The following is a 17,131-nucleotide window of genomic DNA, read 5'->3' on the forward strand; positions in this document are numbered from 1 at the left end:
GGCGCGTGGGCTCCCAGAGGTACAACCGTCCGCACACGGATTCCGCAAGGAGAACACCCCGTGGCCCAGCACACCGGGCTGCCCGCGTCCACGCGCCCACGCGCGCGCAGACGCGGAGCCGCAGCCGTCGCGGTGGCGGCCCTCGCCGCCGCCTTCGCCGTCCCCGCCTCGGTGCCCGCCGCCCAGGCGGCCGCCCCGCCCCCGCCGCCCTCCGATGCGGCGCTCGCCGCCCAGGCGGCACGTCACGACCTCACGCGGGAGCAGTTCTACTTCGTACTGCCGGATCGTTTCGCCAACGGCGACCGGTCCAACGACAGGGGCGGCCTGACCGGCACCCGGCTCAGCACCGGCTACGACCCCGCCGACAAGGGCTTCTACCAGGGCGGCGACCTCAAGGGGCTCACCGACCGGCTCGACTACATCAAGGGCCTCGGCACCACCGCGATATGGATGGCGCCGATCTTCAAGAACCGGCCCGTACAGGGGACGGGTGATGGGGGTACCTCCCAGGGCGAAGCCTCTGGGGGAGCCTCGGCCGGCTACCACGGCTACTGGATCACCGACTTCACCCAGGTCGACCCGCACTTCGGCACCAACGCCGACCTCAAGGCCCTGATATCCAAGGCCCACGCCAAGGGCCTGAAGGTCTTCTTCGACGTCATCACCAACCACACCGCCGACGTCGTCGACTACGACGAGAAGTCCTACGGCTACCTCTCCAAGGGCGCCTTCCCCTATCTGACGAAGGACGGCGTGCCCTTCGACGACGCCGACTACGCGAAGGGCGGAAAGGGCTTCCCCGCCGTCGACCGCGACTCCTTCCCGCGCACCCCCGTCGTCACCGCGGGGAACAAGGTCCCGGCCTGGCTCAACGACCCGACGATATACCACAACCGGGGCGACTCCACCTTCGCCGGCGAGAGCTCCGAGCAGGGCGACTTCTCCGGCCTGGACGACCTGTGGACCGAGCGTCCCGAGGTCGTGAAGGGCATGGAGGAGATCTATCGGAAGTGGGTCCGCGACTTCGCCGTCGACGGCTTCCGCATCGACACCGTCAAACACGTCGACCTGCCGTTCTGGACCCAGTGGGCCACGGCCCTCGACGCCTACGCCGCCGAGCACGGCCGCGAGGACTTCTTCATGTTCGGCGAGGTCTACTCCGCCGACACCTCCATCACCTCCCCCTACGTCACCCAGGGCCGCCTCGACTCGACGCTCGACTTCCCCTTCCAGGACGCGGCCCGCCAGTACGCCTCCCAGGGCGGCTCCGCGGGCAGGCTCGCCTCGGTCTTCGGCGACGACTACAAGTACACGACCGACAAGGCCAACGCGTACGAGCAGGTCACCTTCCTCGGCAACCACGACATGGGCCGCATCGGCACCTTCCTGCGGCAGGACAATCCGGAGGCCGACGACGCCGAACTCGTGCGCCGGGACCGGCTCGCCAACGAGCTGATGTTCCTCTCCCGCGGCAACCCGGTCGTCTACTACGGCGACGAGCAGGGCTTCACCGGCGCCGGCGGCGACAAGGACGCCCGCCAGACGCTGTTCGCCTCCGAGGTCGCCGACTACCTCGACGACGACCAGCTGGGCACCGACCGCACCCACGCGAGCGACGCCTACGACACCGGCGCCCCCCTCTACCGGGCGATCGCGAAGCTCTCCGCGCTCCGCAAGGCCCATCCGGCGCTCGCCGACGGCGTCCAGACCGAGCGCCACGTCACCGACGGCGCCGGGATCTACGCCTTCTCGCGCACCGACGCCAAGACCCGCACCGAGTACGTCGTCGCCGTCAACAACGCCACCGGGGCGCGGACCGCCGACATCCCCACCGGCTCCGCGAACACCCCCTTCACCGCCCTGTACGGCACCGAGGGCTCCGTGACCAGCGGCGCCGACCGGAGGATCGGCGTGACCGTCCCGGCGCTGTCCGCCGTGGTCTACAAGGCGGGCAGGCCGCTCGGCGCCCCCGCCACGCGGCCCGCGCTGACCCTGAAGGCTCCCGCCGCGGGCGCCACCGGCACCGTCGAGCTCTCCGCCGACGTCGACGGCGGGCAGCTGAACCGGGTCGTCTTCGCCGCGCAGACCGGCAACGGGCCGTGGAAGGTCCTCGGCTCCGCGGACCACGCGCCGTACCGGGTCACCCAGACGGTCGCCGACGACGTGACGCCCGGCACCGCGCTGCGGTACAAGGCCGTCGTGATCGATTCCGCAGGCCGCACCGCGAGCGCCACCGCCCGGACCACCAGCGGCGCCCCGGCCGTGCCGGAGACCCCGGTGGCGAGCAGCCGCGACTACGCCGTCGTCCACTACAAGCGGGCGGACAACAACTACACCGACTGGCGCCTGTACGCCTGGGGCGACATCGCCGACGGCGAGGGCACCACCTGGCCCGCCGGCCACGACTTCATCGGCCGCGACGCCTACGGCGCCTTCGCCTATGTGAAGCTCAAGCCAGGCGCCTCAAGCGTCGGTTACCTCGTCATCGACAAGGACGGCAACAAGGACGTCGCCGCCGACCGGTTCATCGACGTCACCAAGAACGGTGAGATCTGGGTGGAGCAGGGCAAGGAGGCCGTCGCCACCCAGGCACCCTCGGGGACCGAACCGGGGCAGGACACCTCCAAGGCCGTCCTGCACTACCACCGTGCCGATGGGGATTACGGCGGCTGGGGCCTGCACACCTGGACCGGCGCCGCGAACCCCACCGACTGGACCGCCCCGCTGCAGCCGGTGCGTACCGACGCCTACGGCGCGGTCTTCGAGGTGCCGCTCGCCGCGGGCGCCACGTCGCTCAGCTACATCCTCCACAAGGGCGACACCAAGGACCTGCCCGCCGACCAGTCGCTCGACCTCACCGCCAGCGGACACGAGGTGTGGCTGCTGAACGGCACCGAGAAATATCTGCTGCCCGCCACCGCGGGCTCCTCCGCGGACCTCGACCTCTCCTCGGCCAAGGCCCAGTGGATCGACGCCGGCACCGTCGCCTGGAAGACCGGCGACACCGCCGCGAGTTACCAGCTGGTCTACGCCCCGGACGGCGGCCTGGCGATCAAGGACGGCGCTCTGACCGGCGAGGGCCACTGGCTGCGCCTGCAGCGCGTCACGGGCGGCCTCACCGACGCCCAGAAGGCCCGCTTCCCGCACCTGAAGGACTACGCGGCCTTCACGATCGACCCGCGCGACCGCGACCGCGTCCGCACCGCCCTCACCGGGCAGGTCATCGCGACCCAGCACCTTGCCAACGGAGCGCTGCTTTCCGCCACCGGCGTCCAGATCCAGGGCGTCCTCGACGACCTGTACGCGGCCAGGGCGACCAAGGCGGCCCTGGGCCCGGTCTTCACCCACGGCAGGCCCACCCTGTCGGTGTGGGCCCCGACGGCGCAGTCCGTCGCCCTGGACCTGGACGGGCGCACCGTCCCGATGCGGCGCGACGACGCCACCGGCGTCTGGAGCGTGACCGGCGAGCGGAGCTGGACCGGCAAGCCGTACCGCTACGTGGTCACGGTGTGGGCACCCGGCGTGCAGAAGGTCGTCACCAACAAGGTCACCGACCCCTACTCGGTCGCCCTGACCGCCGACTCGAAGCAGAGCCTGGTGGTCGACCTAGACGACGCGAAGCTCGCACCGGGCGGCTGGTCAGGACTGGCCAAGCCCAAGGCGGTGGGCCTGAACAACGCCCAGATCCAGGAACTCCACATCCGGGACTTCTCGGTGGCCGACACCACCGTGCCCGCCAAGGACAAGGGCAGATACACCGCCTTCACCGACACCGGCTCCGCGGGCATGACGCACCTGAGGGCGCTCGCGAAGTCCGGGGTCTCCTACGTCCACCTGCTGCCGGCCTTCGACTTCGCCACCGTCGCCGAGAAGAGCGCCGACCAGGCCACGGTCGACTGCGACCTCGGCGCCTACCCGGCCGACTCCGACAGGCAGCAGGAGTGCGTGGCCGCGGTCGCCGCCAAGGACGCCTACAACTGGGGCTACGACCCCTTCCACTACACCGTCCCCGAGGGCTCCTACGCCACCGACCCGGACGGCACCCGGCGCACCGTCGAGTTCCGGCAGATGGTGCAGGGCCTCAACAAGGCCGGCCTGCGCGTCGTCATGGACGTGGTCTACAACCACACCGCGGCGAGCGGCCAGGACGACAAGTCCGTCCTCGACCGGATCGTGCCCGGCTACTACCAGCGCCTGCTGGACGACGGGACCGTCGCCGACTCCACCTGCTGCTCCAACACCGCGACCGAGAACGCGATGATGGGCAAGCTGGTCGTCGACTCGATCGTCACCTGGGCCAGGGAGTACAAGGTCGACGGCTTCCGCTTCGACCTGATGGGCCACCACCCGAAGGCGAACATCCTCGCCGTCCGCGAGGCGCTGGACGCGCTGACCCCGGCGAAGGACGGCGTCGACGGAAAGAAGATCATCCTCTACGGCGAGGGCTGGAACTTCGGCGAGGTCGCCGACGACGCCCGCTTTGAACAGGCCACCCAGAAGAACATGGCCGGCACCGGCGTCGCCACCTTCTCCGACCGCGCCCGCGACGCGGTCCGCGGCGGCGGCCCCTTCGACTCCGACCCCGGTGTCCAGGGCTTCGCCTCCGGCCTGTTCAACGAGCCCAACGGCTCCGCCGCCAACGGCAGCGAGGCCGAGCAGCGGGCCCGCCTGCTGCACTACCAGGACCTCATCAAGGTCGGCCTCACCGGCAACCTGAAGTCCTTCTCCTTCACCGACAGCGGCGGCAAGGAGGTCACCGGCGCCGAGGTCGACTACAACGGCTCGCCCGCCGGATACGCGGACGCCCCCGGCGACGCCCTCGCCTACGCCGACGCACACGACAACGAGTCCCTGTTCGACGCGCTCGCCTTCAAGCTGCCGAAGGGCACCTCGCCCGCCGACCGGGCGCGCATGCAGGTCCTCGCCGAGGCCGTCCCCGCCCTCTCCCAGGGGCCGGCGCTCTACCAGGCGGGCTCGGACCTGCTGCGCTCCAAGTCCCTGGACCGCAACTCGTACGACTCCGGCGACTGGTTCAACGCCGTCCACTGGGACTGCTCGGCGGGCAACGGCTTCGGCCGCGGCCTGCCGCCCAGGGCGGACAACGAGTCCAAGTGGTCCTTCGCCAGGCCGCTGCTGACCGCGGACACGCTCCGGGTCGGCTGCGCCGAGATCACCGCGGCCTCGGCCGCCTACCGGGACCTGCTGCGGATCCGCTCCACCGAGCCGGCCTTCGGGCTGACCACGGCGGCCCAGGTCCAGGAGCAGCTGTCCTTCCCGCTCTCGGGCGAGGACGAGACCCCGGGCGTGATCACCCTGCGCGCCGGGCGGCTGGTCGTGGTCTTCAACGCGAGCCCGAAGGCCCAGGACCAGCGGGTCGGCGCCCTCGCCGGGAAGGGCTACGCCCTCCACCCGGTGCAGGCGGCCGGCTCCGACGCCGTGGTGAAGCGGTCCTCCTACGACACCGCGTCCGGCACCTTCACCGTGCCGGGCCGCACCGTGGCGGTGTTCGTCCGCAGGTAGCGACACGTTCCGTCACCGCCCGGCCGGCGACCCGCTCCCCGCGGGCCCCGGCCGGGCGGTGCTGCGTACGGGCGAAGTGCGTGTCCATCCGGATGAATCGGCGGCGGGTCGGCTCCGGTGGGCGATCCGGCAGGGGTACGTATCCGCGCGGCTCCGGTGACGCACGGTGATTGCCGTCCCCGGGTGGCCTCGTTCCCGTCGTCCCCTGGAGGACCCTTGAAGCGGCGCCAGCGAATATCGCTCTCCACTCTTCCCGCCCTGCTCGTCCTGCTCGTCGGCACCCTGCTGGGCACGGTCACCTCGGCGCACGCCGAGGACTGGGGGCCGGGCGCGCAGCTCGCTGCTCCCCCCGGACGCCCCGCCGCGGGCCACGGACCGGGCCCCGGGGCCGCGGGCCACGGACCGGGCCGGGAAGCCGATACCCCCGGGCGCGTTCCCGGCGGTCCGGAGAACCCGCGCATCTGCATCGGTGCCACCTTCACCGACCCCAAGTTCTTCTGCGGCGACCCCCGGCTCGGCCCGCGGCAGCTGCCCGCCAAGGGGCTGCTCGGCGCGATGCTGACCGACTACCGGCGGCTCGACGGGCAGAACGCCAACGGCTTCCTGCGCACCTGGTTCGACTTCGCGGCGAACAGCTACAAGTTCCCGCCCGACGACGGCTTCCTCCCCGGCGGCCCCGTCGCGGTGATCAACCTCGCCGTGGGGCAGCGGATCGACCGCTTCGGCGGCGAGGGCGGACGGTTCCTCGCACCGGCGGGCTCGCCGTACGCCCAGCGCTCCATCGCCCCGTCGAACCTCAACACCTTCGACCCGGGCTACCCCTTCAACTACCACCTGTACAAGGTCGTCAGGTCGTTCGCGGTCTCCGCGGGGCCCGTGGCGCCCTTCTACGGTCAGCCCGGCAACGGCCTCCAGTACGTGCTGCCGCTCGGCGACAGCGTGGCCAACCACATCACCAACGGCGACCTCATCCGGCTGAACTGACGGGTGCGGCGATGGACCGGCGTGAGCTGTGCGACGCCCTCGCCTCCGCGGGGGTGCCCGGCGGGCTGTACGAGATCCCGGGCTTCCACGAGTTCGACCTGAGGCCCCCGGACTTCAGGTACCTCCGGCAGGAGGGCGACGTGTGGGTGGTCGGCAACGTCGAACGCGGGGTGCACGACCCGCACCGGCGCTTCGACACCGAGGACGCGGCCTGCCGCTACCTCTACGACCGGCTCACGGACCCCGGCCCCGCCCCGGGCCCCGGGGCCGACGAGGAGATGGAGGCGGTCCTGCGCGACCGGGAGGAGATCCGGCGGGCGGCCCATGACAGCTATGAACGGGCCCGGCGCCGGCGGAACTGATGCGGCCGGCCCCTGCGGCCCGCCGACGCGGAGCGGCCCGCCCCGGGATCCGGGGCGGGCCGCTCCGCACGTACGCGGCCGTCGCTACAGCGCCTTCTCCAGCAGCGTCACCGCGTACGGGCTGCCCTTGCCGCCCTGCTTGCGGGGCTGCTCACCGACGACGGTGTAACCCGCGCCCTCGTAGTACGCCCGCAGCCGCGGGTTGCCCGCCACGCAGTCCAGCCGCGCGTAGGGGCGGCCCTCCTCGGCGATGCGGCGCTCCGCCCGGTCGAGCATGGCCCGGCCGAGACCGCGCGGGGCGGCCGTCCGGTCCACCATGAGGCGGTGGACGTAGCCGGCGTCCGGCGGGCGCACTCCCCAGGCGTGCTCGTCGGTCCACCACAGCTCCCAGGCCCCGACGACCCGGCCCTCGTGCCCGGTGAGCCAGACCTCGCCCGAGGCCATGCGGGCGCGGAAGTGTTCCTCGTCCATCTCGCCGGGCTTCCACTGGTCGATGCCGTGCTCCTGCATCCAGCGGGCGGCCTCGTCCCGGAGACGGACGAGGAGGGCCGCGTCACCGGGCAGCGCGAGACGGAAGGTGAGGTCGTTCATGCCGCCATTGTCCGTGAACCGTTTCCGGGCCTTCGCCCGGCCGGTCCGCCGCCCGGAACCGAACCCTTCGGAAGGAGGGAGCCACCGAGGGCGGGACCGGGTCCGGGCGGCTCGCGGCGCCGCGTGGGGGGTGTCGCGGCGGTCCGGTCAGTTCACGAAGACGGCGGGGCCGCCGTCCTGGCCGGAGTCGGTGACCGGGGCGTACTTCGCGGTGAAGAAGCCGTTGGCGAAGCAGAGCGAGGAGCCGGAGGCCTTGGTGAACTGCTGGGCGGCGAAGGTGATGCTGCTGTCGGCGTTGTCCGCCGTGCCGGTCAGGCTCGCCGCCCGGTAGACGCAGGTGATGCTCCCCAGCAGGGTGCGCAGCACCACCGTGGGCGGCTTCTTCGTCGGGCTGCTGCTCGGCGTCGCCGGCAGCTGCCTCGCCTTCGGCTGGCACCCGGACGGGGCCGCACCGCGCCGGGACCGCTCCCCGCACGACGCCCCGGAGGCGGACCGGGCCGGACTCAGCGCAACGTCGTGAGCGCCGCGCCCGAGTCGAGCACCGCCGACAGCTCGGCCCGGGCGCCCTGTTCGGCCCGTACCGCCATCGTCGGGCCCTTCGAGGTGCCGGTCACGCCGCCCGTGGCCTTGATCCGCGTCACGTCACGGCTGCCCGCGGCCAGCAGGTACCAGTGGCCGGCGGTGGACTTCCACAGCGCCCCGGCCAGCACCCGGGGCACCCCCCGGCCGCATGCCCCGCCGTCCCGGCCGCTCTGGCCCACCGGCGCGCCCGGGGTGCCCGGCTCGGACACCGGGGGCAGGAACAGCGCCAGCGCCCGGCCGTCGGTGCCGCGCCAGGTGTCGGCGCGGGCGCAGACCCACGAGGCCTGACCGTTGTTCTCCGGCAGCCCGTGCGTGGCGTACCGCCAGACGTTGACCGACCGGGTGCCCAGGCCGCTCATGGAGGACAGGTTGCAGGCCGTGCGGGCCATGTACGCCAGCGCCGTGGGGCCGGTCGCCTCCAGGGGCGTGCCCCCCGCCGGCGGCTGGTACGTCAGATGCGCCGGCACGAGGTCGCCGAGGTCGGTGAGGAGGAACGGCCGGTCCGCGCCGAGCCCGCCGGCGGCGCGGAACTGGAGCGCGGGCCAGGTGTCCCCGCACACCCCGGGACGGCTGTCCGCACCCGGCATCCGCACCGGCTCGGTCACCCCGTCCGCCGTGCGGTCCAGCTTCGCCGGGGCGCGCCCCGGGTCCCGCAGGTCGCGCGAGGCCGCCTCGGCGACCCAGGGGGCGGTCAGGAACCGGGTGTTGCCGTCCGTCCGGCCGAGCACCACGGCCGCCGTGGTCGCGCCCGCGCCGTCGACCCGGGCGAAGTCCAGGGCCGCCGTGCCCCCGCCGTCCCGCGGCTCGGCGTAGCGCACCAGCCGCAGGCCGTCGTACATCAGCACCACCGTGGCGGCGTCCACGTCCCCCGCGTACAGCAACTGCGGCTGCTGCGCGGGCAGTCCCTCGGCGGTGCCCTTGGTGGCCGACACCGAGACCCGCGCGGAGGGCTGCGCCCACACCGCCATCGCCCGGCCCAGCAGCGCCCGGTCGCCGGCGCGTCCGCCACGGGTCGGCCAGGCGGTGAAGTCCACCCGGGAGGCGCGGGTCCACGCGGTGTCCTTCACCCGCACCAGCTTCGCCGGGTCCAGCAGCCCCGCGGACCCGTAGGCGCCCGGTGACCCGCCCGCCGCGTACGGGTCCTGCCCGCCCGTCAGCACCGCGACCAGGGTCGCGGTGACGGCGATCGCGCCCGCAGCGATGAGACCCACCCGTACGTGCTGGCGCCTGCGCAGCAGATCCGTCGGCCGGGCGTGCACCGTGCACGGGTCGAACCCGCTGCCGCCCAGCAGCAGTCCCTCCGGAACCGCCTTGGCGGCCTTCAGCGCGCCCCGCGGGTCGGCCACCCCGGAGGCCACCAGCAGCCTGCGCACCTCGCGGCCGTCCGCGTGCCGGGGCCGCTCCAGTTCCAGCAGCGCGTACGCCGCCCGTCCGGCCGCGTTCAGCCCGGACAGCGCCCGGTCCAGCTCCGCCTCGTCCGTCCCGGTCGCCTTGGTGTGCAGCCGCAGGCCCAGGACGTACGGCGCCGGACCGCCCACCAGCGTTCTGCGCAGCCGGCCCCGCCAGCCCCGCTCACGCCCGAACGCCAGCGCCGTGTCCAGCACTTCCTGCCGCACCAGGGCGTACGCCGGGTCCATGGTGCCCCGCGGCCCGGCGACGTCCGCCACGGCGGGGTCCGGTTCGCACGGCGAGCGCGGCAGCGCGCCCTGCGTCAGGGTGTGGGCGGTCAGTACCCTCCGGTGCCGGCCGAGCGACGGCGGCAGCGTCAGATAGGCCAGCCGGACCAGGTGCGGGTAGTTCTCGACGAGTGCGGCCTCCGCCTCCTCGACGTCCACGATGACGGGTGCGCCGTGCCGGGGACGGGTGGCGGTCGCGTGCTGGGCGTTCACGTTCCGTTGAACGAGTGAATCCTGGGATGGTCACTCCGCCGCCCGCGCGCCGCCCCCGGTACGGGAGCCGTCATGTGCCCTCGGGGCAGGCGCTGTCGGTGCCCACCGCCATGATGGCCGCATGCACGAGACGGACTGGGCCCGGCTGTTCCACGCCTACGGTGCCGCGACGGACACCCCGCGGCATCTGGCCGCCCTGCGCGGCGGCCGGGAGGCGGAGGTGTCGGCCGCCCTGGAGCACCTCAACGGGGCGATCGTGCACCAGGGCACGCCCTGGCCCGCCACACCGCCGGCCGTCCGGCAGGTCGCGGAGCTGCTCGCCGGGGAGCACCCGGCCGGGCCGCGCTGCGCGCTGCTGGGCTTCCTGCGGTACGCGGCGGAGGCGGCGCCCGGCCCGGCGGAGGCCGAGGAGTGCCGGGCGCGGGCGTTCCCGGCGGACGGCGCGGCGATCGACGCCTGGGAGGAGGTCTGGGCGAACGCGGACGAGGAGGAGCAGGAGGACCTCTGGGACGGGGAGACGGCCGACCTCGCGGTCCTGCGCGCGGCCGTCGGGGTGTTCGACGCCCTGCCCGCCGTCCACGCGGCCGCCGCCGTCCATCTGACCGACCCCGACGAGGAGGTGCGGGCCGCCGCGGCCGCCTGCGTGGCGATCACGGCCGCGCACCCGGCGCTCGCCGGCCGGCGGCAGGAGGTCGTCCGGGTGCTCACCACGGCCTCGCGCACCGCCGGGACGGACGAGCGCGCCGCCCTCGCCTTCCACCTGGGGGAGCTGGGCGAGGCGCCGCGGTCCCTGCTCGCCGACCCCGAGCCGGCCGTGCGCGTCTGCGCCGCGCTCGCCCCCGCCCTCGACGGCGACGAGGACGCGCACACGGTGCTGCTGGAGGCCCTGCGCGACCCCGCGGCGCTCGACGCGGCGTTCGGGCGCACGCCGGCCGCCTTCCCCGGCCGTCCCCGCTTCACCGTCTCCGCAGAGGTGTGCCGGCGGGTCCCCGACCCCGAGCGGCTGCTGCCGGCGGCCCTCGCCGTCCTGCCGCTGCTCCAGTGGCGGTACCCGAACCCGGACCTCGGCCCCTACCTGCCGCTGCTCTTCCCCGACGGCTGGCCCGCCCCCCACGCCGCCACCCCGGCACAGCGCGCCTACGCCGCCGCCCTGGCCGAGCACGAGACCCTGTGGGACCCGCGCGGCGGCAACCGGGGCGCCCTCTTCGCCCCGCTCGGGCTGCCCGACGACCGCGCCGCGTGGCGGGCCCTGAGCGCGACGTCCGAATCCCGCCGGACCTCCTGACCCGGCCCGGCGACGCTGGGGGCATGGACACCCATCGCACCACGTACGAGATCCGGGCCCTCGACCCGGCCGTGGCACAGGAGCTGCGGCGCCTCGACGACGCCGGTCTCGTCCCCCGCCCCGAGCCCGACCCGGAGGGCGGCGCCCCGCTCCGCTGCTGCCTGCGGCGCAGCGCACCGGGGGAGCGGATCGCCCTGGCCGGCTACGCGCCGCTGCGGCGCTGGGCCGCCGCGACCGGGGCCGACCCCGGCCCGTACGCCGAGACCGGTCCGGTCTTCGTGCACGCCGCCGCCGGGGACTGCCCCGGACCGCCGGACGTCCCCGGCTACCCCGCCGCCCTCCACGGCGACCGGCGGGTCTTCCGCTGCTACGACGCCCGGGGCCGCATCCTCGGCGGCCGCCTGGTGCAGCTGACCGCGGACGAGGTCGGCGCGGGCGCCGCCGACGCGGTGCTGGCGGCCCGGTTCGCCGACCCGCGGGTGGCGCTGGTGCACGTACGGGCCGTGGAGTACGGCTGCTTCCTCTTCGAGGCCGTCCGCACCCCGTGAACGCGCCGAGGGCGCCCGGCGGATGGCCGGGCGCCCTCGGGGACGGTGCGGAGCGTCAGACGAGCTCGGCCTTCTCCAGCGCCGAGCAGCAGGTGCCGACGATGAGGCGGGTGACGACGTAGGGGTCGACGTTGGCGTTGGGCCGGCGGTCCTCGATGTAGCCCTTCTTGTCGACCTCGACCTGCCACGGGATGCGGACCGAGGCGCCGCGGTCGGAGACGCCGTAGCTGTACTCGCTCCAGGGGGCGGTCTCGTGGGCGCCGGTCAGGCGGGCCTCGACGCCGGAGCCGTAGTTCTTGATGTGCTCCATCGGCTTGTCGTCGCGGCCGAGGGCCTCGCAGGCCTCGACGATCGCGTCGTAGCCCTCGCGCATGGCCTTGGTGGAGAAGTTGGTGTGCGCGCCCGCGCCGTTCCAGTCGCCCTTGGCCGGCTTGGGGTCGAGGGTGGCGGAGACGCCGAACTCCTCGGCGGTGCGGTAGAGCAGCCACCGCGCCACCCACAGCTGGTCGGCGACCTCCAGCGGGCTCAGCGGGCCGACCTGGAACTCCCACTGGCCGGGCATGACCTCGGCGTTGATGCCGGAGATGCCCAGACCGGCGGCGAGGCAGTTGTCGAGGTGCTTCTCGACGATCTCGCGGCCGAAGATCTCGTCGGCGCCGACGCCGCAGTAGTAGCCGCCCTGCGGGGCCGGGTAGCCGGCCTCGGGGAAGCCCAGCGGGCGCGAGCCCTGGAAGAAGGTGTACTCCTGCTCGATGCCGAACAGCGACTCCTGGCCCTCGAACCGCTCGGCGACCGGGCGCAGCAGGGCACGGGTGTTGGAGGAGTGCGGCGTGCCGTCGATGTCGAAGACCTCGCACAGCACCAGCAGGTTCGCGCCGCCGCGGATCGGGTCCGGGTAGGTGGCGACCGGCTTGAGCACGCGGTCCGAGCTGTGGCCCTGGGCCTGGTTGGTGCTGGAGCCGTCGAAGCCCCACACGCCGGGCTCCGCACCGTCGGCGAGGATCTTGGTCTTCGAGCGCAGCTTGGCGGTCGGCTCGGTACCGTCGATCCAGATGTACTCGGCCTTGTAGCTCACGGGCGTCATCCTTGTTGGCGTGTGCCTTGCGGGGCGGGTGGTGTTGCCGCTGCAGCGTCACAACCTGCGATTTCGCATCCATTGCCCGTGTGTTAACCCGATGTGAACGCGCTGCCGTCCCACCTGCCGGACACTCCTGCCGGATGGGCGCCGGCCCTGCCGCAGGCCTGGCGCCGGGCCCTCGCGGACCGCCGTGACCAGGGACGTAGGGTGTGTGCCATGCCTCACATCACCGTGGACTACACAGGCAACCTCGCGGACGCCTTCGACCGGCGCGGCTTCGCGACCGCGTTGCACCCGCTGGTCGCCAAGACCATCGACACCACCGTGGAGGCGTGCAAGACCCGCTTCCTCCGGTCCGACGAGTACGTCCTCGCCGACGGCGGTCCCGAGCACGCGCTCGTCCTCGTCCGCGCCGCCGTCCTGTCCGGGCGGACGCCCGAGGCCAAGACGCGGCTGAGCGAGGGCGTCCTGGAACTGCTGCGGGAGCACCTCGCGCCGACCCCGGGGCTGAGCGTGCAGACCGCCGTCGACATCGTCGACCTCGACCGCACCTGGTACCGCAGCCACACCGAGCCGGCGGGGGAGCGGTGACCATGCGCATCGGACTTCTCGGCACCGGCCCCTGGGCGGAGATCGCCCACGGCCCCGCCCTCGCCGCCCACCCCGACGTCGAGTTCACCGGGATCTGGGGCCGCCGCCCCGAGGCGGCGGCCGCACTCGCCGCGACCCTCGGCACCCGCGCCTACGCCGACGTGGACGAGCTCATCGGCGACGTGGACGCCGTGGCGATCGCCCTGCCCCCGGACGTGCAGGCCCCGCTGGCCGCGCGTGCCGCCGCGGCCGGCCGGCACCTGCTGCTCGACAAGCCGGTCGCGACGACCGTGACCGACGCCCGTCTCGTCGCCGACGCCGCCGAGGCCGCCGGGGTCGCTTCGGTGGTCTTCTTCACCCTCCGCTTCGACGCCACGAGTTCCGCCTGGATCGACGAGCAGGCCGCCCGTGACGGCTGGTTCACCGCCCGCGCGGAGTGGCTCGGCTCGGTGTTCACCTCCGGCGACAGCCCCTTCGCCGACTCCCCCTGGCGACGTGAGAAGGGCGCGCTGTGGGACGTCGGACCGCACGCGCTGTCCGTGCTCCTGCCCGTCCTCGGGGACGTCACCGCGCTCACCGCCGTCCAGGGCCCCGGCGACACCGTCCACCTGGTGCTGCGGCACGACAGCGGCGCCTCCAGCACGGCGGCGCTGAGCCTCACCGCCCCTCCGGCGGCCGCCGGCATGACCGTCGAGCTGCGCGGCACCACCGGCGTCGCCTCGCTCCCCGACCGCGCCGACGGGCCCGTGCCCGCCTTCGGCAACGCCATCGACGCCCTGCTCACGGCCGTGCGCACCGGCGTCCCCCACCCCTGCGACGCCCGTTTCGCGGCGCGCGTGACGGAGTTGCTGGTCTCGGCCGACCCGGTGTGACGCGCCGTCAGGGGCGGGACCCTGGCGGGCGACTTGCGAAGTGCCTATCGTTTTGGGTATGGCAGCGGACTGGTGGTCCATCGAAGTCCTCAACGCCAGCACACCCGCCGCGGCATGGCGTGACGCGTACGCGCCGACGCTCGTCGAGTCGGCGGTCACCAACCGTGCACTGGCGTGGGAATGGCACACGTACGGGTGGGGTGTCGTCTTCGAGTTGTGCTTCCGCGAAGAGGAGCACTGGCTCGGCTGGCGCGCCCTGCCCGGCACTCGCGCGGCGCTCGACGCCGTCCCCGATCCCGTCTCCGGCGTCCTGGTCCACCGCGGTCGCGGCGGCACCAGCGGAGCGTTCGTCCCCCGCGCCCCGCACGGTTCGCCGGGCGCGGCCGCGGTGGGCCTCCCCGAGCCGCCGCCGGAACCCTCCGGCGCCGCCGTCCTGCGCGAACGGGCGGCGCCCGTCTGACCCCTCAGCGCGCGCCGCGCGGTACCCGCGTCTGCCCCGGCCACGCCCCGCCCGTCGCCTCCACGGCCGCGGCGCGCAGCAACTCCAGTACGGCCGCTGCGGGATGGGCGGCGAACTCGGGGAAGCGCCACCGCTGGTACTCGTTCCAGTAGCTCACCGCGCGGCGTTCGGTGAGGGAGAGGAAATCCGGGTGCTCCCCGGCGAAGCGCCCGTACACGCGGCGCGCCTCGCTCCCCGGGACGAGGGCCTCGGTGAGCCGTGCGCGGATGTCGGCGACGATCTCCAGCACGTACTCGCCGGTGAGCCGCACCACGAACGGCACCGCCCAGGACTCGGCCGCCCCGGCGACGTGCGCCGCGTGCCGCTGCCGCACGTACCCGTCGTGGTGCGCGGCGAACAGGCAGTGCAGGACGAGGCGCTGCCGGGAGGTGAGGGCGGCCGTCACGTCGGCGGCCGGCTCGGGGTGGTACAGGCGCGCCGGGAGCAGCACGCTGCCGTGGGCCTCCCAGTGGGGGCCGTGGGACGGGGGCGGGAGCAGGGCGGTGACGGCGCGCACGTCCGGGCCGAGCGCCGCGGGGAACGCCGCCTCCACGGGCGGCGGATCGGCGGGCGCGGCGGACACGCGCCGAGCCTACCCGGACCAGGACATCCGCGCGGCGGGAAGAATGCGCGCCGGTGCGGCCTTGTACGGATCATGAAGGCCATCGTGTACACGGAAGGCGGCGGCCCCGAGGTGCTGCGCCTGACCGAGCGGCCGCTTCCGCAGCCGGGTCCGGGCGAGGTGCGGGTACGGGTCGAGGTGTCGGGGGTCAACCCGACGGACTGGAAGTCGCGGCGCGGCGGGCCGCCCGCCACGGTCGCGGAGCAGGTGCCGAACCAGGACGGCGCCGGGGTGGTCGACGCGGTCGGGGAGGGCGTCGACCCCGAGCGGACCGGTGAGCGGGTGTGGCTGTGGGAGGCCGCCTGGCAGCGGGCGGACGGCACCGCCCAGGAGTACGTGACGCTCCCCGAGGCACACGCGGTGCCGCTGCCCGCGACCGCGTCCCTCGACACCGGCGCGAGCCTCGGGATCCCGGCGATGACCGCGCACCGCGCGCTGACCGTCGCGGAAGGCGGCCCGACCCGGCTCGCCCCGGGCGTCCTCGGCGGCCGGAACGTCCTTGTCGCGGGCGGGGCGGGTGCGGTCGGCCACGCGGCGATCCAGCTCGCCCGCTGGGCGGGGGCGTTCGTCGTGGCCACGGTCAGCAACCCCTACAAGGCGGAGCTCGCCCGTGCCGCGGGGGCGCACCACGTCGTGGACTACACGGCCCCCGACCCGGCCGCGGAGATCCGCCGTGCCGCCCCGGAGGGCGTGGACATCGTCGTGGAGGTCGCCGTGGCGGTGAACAGCGGGCTCGACCTGGCGGTGCTGGCGCCGAACAGCGTCGTCGCCTACTACGCGGACACCGGCGGCGCCGAGTTCACGCTGCCCGTCAGGGAGACCTTCGCGCGCAATCTGCGCTGGCACGGCGTGCTCGTCTACACCATGCCGGACGCCGCGAAGCGCGAGGCGGTCGCGGCCGTCACCGCGGCCCTGCGGGACGGCGCCCTGCGGTCCGGCGAGGAGTCGGGGCTGCCGCTGCACCGCTTCCCGCTGGAGCGCACCGCAGACGCCCACGCGGCGGTGGAGGAGGGTGCCGTCGGCAAGGTCGTCGTGGACGTGTAGGCAGGGGCGGCGGGCGGTGCGGCTGTCGCGTTTGTTCAAGACCGTCTGCCGCCCGCCTCCGCAGGATGGGCGCATGACCGAACTGCACGCGTTCATGATCGAAGCCGCCGCCGAGGCCGCCCGGGTCGCCCGCGGTGCGGGCGGCGACCCCGCCCGCCTCTCCGCGCCCACCCCGTGCGGGGAGTGGGACACCCGCACGCTGCTCAACCACTGGATCCTCTACACCTCGCACGGCCTGGAGCACCGGGCGCTGCGCACGCCGCTGCCCGAGGAGCTCACCGCCCGCGACTTCACCGCCGCCCCGGACTGGGCCGGGGCGTACGCGGAGCAACTGGACCGCGCCGTCGCGGCGTGGGCGGCGCCGGAGGTGTGGGAGGGCGAGCTCGACCTGGGGCACGAGAAGATGCCGGCCGCCGAGGTCGCCTCGATGATCGTCAAGGAGCTCGCCGTCCACGGCTGGGACGTGGCCCACGCCACCGGCCAGGAGTACCGCTGCGGCGCGGGGCTCGGCGCGTTCGTGCTGGAGGTCGTCGACCGGTACGCCGAGGTCTACCGCCGCTACGAGGGCTTCGCCGCGCCGGTCACGCTCCCGGACCCCGCCGCGGCCACGGCCTTCGAGCGGGCCCTGGCCCTGTCCGGCCGCACGCCCGCGCGCTGACGGCGG

General features: G+C 74.3%; 15 protein-coding genes and 1 pseudogene. 11 read left to right on the forward strand and 5 right to left on the reverse strand.

The annotated features are described in order from the left end of the window. Positions 1-60 precede the first annotated feature (60 nt). The 3 genes from pulA to CHF15_RS01855 all read left to right on the forward strand — a co-directional run bounded on the left by pulA (position 61) and on the right by CHF15_RS01855 (position 6,866). The gene (gene pulA, locus CHF15_RS01845; protein ID WP_179279615.1) at positions 61-5,520 is read left to right on the forward strand and encodes a pullulanase-type alpha-1,6-glucosidase; all 5,460 of its coding nucleotides are present in this window, start codon (positions 61-63) and stop codon (positions 5,518-5,520) included. Between the two features lie 216 nt (positions 5,521-5,736). Beyond that, positions 5,737-6,504: a TNT domain-containing protein gene (locus CHF15_RS01850; protein ID WP_089221792.1), complete on the forward strand. Its 768-nt coding sequence runs from the start codon at positions 5,737-5,739 to the stop codon at positions 6,502-6,504. A gap of 11 nt (positions 6,505-6,515) precedes the next feature. Further along, on the forward strand, positions 6,516-6,866 hold the full coding sequence (locus tag CHF15_RS01855; protein WP_089221793.1) for a hypothetical protein: 351 nt from the start codon (positions 6,516-6,518) through the stop codon (positions 6,864-6,866). Between the two features lie 84 nt (positions 6,867-6,950). Here CHF15_RS01855 and CHF15_RS01860 read toward each other — a convergent pair whose 3' ends face one another. Both CHF15_RS01860 and CHF15_RS01865 read right to left on the reverse strand, forming a co-directional pair. After that, positions 6,951-7,457: a GNAT family N-acetyltransferase gene (locus CHF15_RS01860; protein WP_089221794.1), complete on the reverse strand. Its 507-nt coding sequence runs from the start codon at positions 7,455-7,457 to the stop codon at positions 6,951-6,953. A gap of 147 nt (positions 7,458-7,604) precedes the next feature. Next, a pseudogene (locus CHF15_RS01865) lies at positions 7,605-7,862 on the reverse strand (Tat pathway signal sequence domain protein); the annotation flags it as partial. Between CHF15_RS01865 and CHF15_RS44685 the strand changes: the two are divergent. After that, a complete protein-coding gene (locus CHF15_RS44685) occupies positions 7,813-7,977 on the forward strand; it encodes a hypothetical protein (protein ID WP_179279595.1) in 165 nt (54 codons plus the stop codon). The pseudogene CHF15_RS01865 and the gene CHF15_RS44685 overlap by 50 nt on opposite strands. Here CHF15_RS44685 and CHF15_RS01870 read toward each other — a convergent pair. Continuing rightward, complete coding sequence (locus CHF15_RS01870; RefSeq protein WP_089221795.1) at positions 7,961-9,928, reverse strand: hypothetical protein; 1,968 nt, start codon at positions 9,926-9,928, stop codon at positions 7,961-7,963. The genes CHF15_RS44685 and CHF15_RS01870 overlap by 17 nt on opposite strands. A 121-nt stretch (positions 9,929-10,049) precedes the next feature. Between CHF15_RS01870 and CHF15_RS01875 the strand changes: the two genes are divergently transcribed. Both CHF15_RS01875 and CHF15_RS01880 read left to right on the forward strand, forming a co-directional pair. Next, positions 10,050-11,213: a hypothetical protein gene (locus CHF15_RS01875; RefSeq protein WP_089221796.1), complete on the forward strand. Its 1,164-nt coding sequence runs from the start codon at positions 10,050-10,052 to the stop codon at positions 11,211-11,213. A 23-nt stretch (positions 11,214-11,236) separates the two neighbouring features. After that, positions 11,237-11,761 carry a DUF1203 domain-containing protein gene (locus CHF15_RS01880; RefSeq protein ID WP_089221797.1) on the forward strand — a complete coding sequence of 175 codons (525 nt, stop codon included), beginning with the start codon at positions 11,237-11,239 and terminating at the stop codon, positions 11,759-11,761. Between the two features lie 55 nt (positions 11,762-11,816). On the opposite strand, the gene glnII is transcribed toward CHF15_RS01880, so the two are convergent. Then, a complete protein-coding gene (gene glnII, locus CHF15_RS01885; protein WP_089221798.1) occupies positions 11,817-12,836 on the reverse strand; it encodes a glutamine synthetase in 1,020 nt (339 codons plus the stop codon). 219 nt (positions 12,837-13,055) lie between these two features. Between glnII and CHF15_RS01890 the strand changes: the two genes are divergently transcribed. The 3 genes from CHF15_RS01890 to CHF15_RS01900 are packed head-to-tail and all read left to right on the forward strand — an operon-like array spanning position 13,056 to position 14,762. Beyond that, on the forward strand, positions 13,056-13,430 hold the full coding sequence (locus CHF15_RS01890) for a 5-carboxymethyl-2-hydroxymuconate Delta-isomerase (protein ID WP_089221799.1): 375 nt from the start codon (positions 13,056-13,058) through the stop codon (positions 13,428-13,430). A gap of 2 nt (positions 13,431-13,432) precedes the next feature. Next, the gene (locus tag CHF15_RS01895; protein WP_089221800.1) at positions 13,433-14,302 is read left to right on the forward strand and encodes a Gfo/Idh/MocA family protein; all 870 of its coding nucleotides are present in this window, start codon (positions 13,433-13,435) and stop codon (positions 14,300-14,302) included. Positions 14,303-14,360: 58 nt separating this feature from the next. Further along, complete coding sequence (locus tag CHF15_RS01900; RefSeq protein ID WP_089221801.1) at positions 14,361-14,762, forward strand: hypothetical protein; 402 nt, start codon at positions 14,361-14,363, stop codon at positions 14,760-14,762. Between the two features lie 4 nt (positions 14,763-14,766). Here CHF15_RS01900 and CHF15_RS01905 read toward each other — a convergent pair whose 3' ends face one another. After that, on the reverse strand, positions 14,767-15,384 hold the full coding sequence (locus CHF15_RS01905) for a hypothetical protein (protein ID WP_089221802.1): 618 nt from the start codon (positions 15,382-15,384) through the stop codon (positions 14,767-14,769). A gap of 72 nt (positions 15,385-15,456) precedes the next feature. Here CHF15_RS01905 and CHF15_RS01910 point away from each other — a divergent pair, with 72 nt between their 5' ends. Both CHF15_RS01910 and CHF15_RS01915 read left to right on the forward strand, forming a co-directional pair. Continuing rightward, a complete protein-coding gene (locus CHF15_RS01910; RefSeq protein WP_089221803.1) occupies positions 15,457-16,467 on the forward strand; it encodes an NADPH:quinone reductase in 1,011 nt (336 codons plus the stop codon). 73 nt (positions 16,468-16,540) lie between these two features. Continuing rightward, positions 16,541-17,125: a TIGR03086 family metal-binding protein gene (locus CHF15_RS01915; RefSeq protein ID WP_089221804.1), complete on the forward strand. Its 585-nt coding sequence runs from the start codon at positions 16,541-16,543 to the stop codon at positions 17,123-17,125. Positions 17,126-17,131 lie beyond the last annotated feature (6 nt).

The sequence above is a fragment of the Actinacidiphila glaucinigra genome (assembly GCF_900188405.1).
GTDB lineage: Bacteria > Actinomycetota > Actinomycetes > Streptomycetales > Streptomycetaceae > Actinacidiphila > Actinacidiphila glaucinigra.

What these genes read in the sequence shown, in the direction of transcription:
- CHF15_RS01895 (WP_089221800.1), top strand. Translation starts at nt 13,433, where the DNA reads ATGCGCATCGGACTTCTCGGCACCGGCCCCTGGGCGGAGATCGCCCAC.
- CHF15_RS01890 (WP_089221799.1), top strand. Translation starts at nt 13,056, where the DNA reads ATGCCTCACATCACCGTGGACTACACAGGCAACCTCGCGGACGCCTTC.
- CHF15_RS01880 (WP_089221797.1), top strand. Translation starts at nt 11,237, where the DNA reads ATGGACACCCATCGCACCACGTACGAGATCCGGGCCCTCGACCCGGCC.
- CHF15_RS01900 (WP_089221801.1), top strand. Translation starts at nt 14,361, where the DNA reads ATGGCAGCGGACTGGTGGTCCATCGAAGTCCTCAACGCCAGCACACCC.
- CHF15_RS01860 (WP_089221794.1), bottom strand. Translation starts at nt 7,457, where the DNA reads ATGAACGACCTCACCTTCCGTCTCGCGCTGCCCGGTGACGCGGCCCTC.
- CHF15_RS01915 (WP_089221804.1), top strand. Translation starts at nt 16,541, where the DNA reads ATGACCGAACTGCACGCGTTCATGATCGAAGCCGCCGCCGAGGCCGCC.
- CHF15_RS01855 (WP_089221793.1), top strand. Translation starts at nt 6,516, where the DNA reads ATGGACCGGCGTGAGCTGTGCGACGCCCTCGCCTCCGCGGGGGTGCCC.
- CHF15_RS01910 (WP_089221803.1), top strand. Translation starts at nt 15,457, where the DNA reads ATGAAGGCCATCGTGTACACGGAAGGCGGCGGCCCCGAGGTGCTGCGC.
- CHF15_RS01875 (WP_089221796.1), top strand. Translation starts at nt 10,050, where the DNA reads ATGCACGAGACGGACTGGGCCCGGCTGTTCCACGCCTACGGTGCCGCG.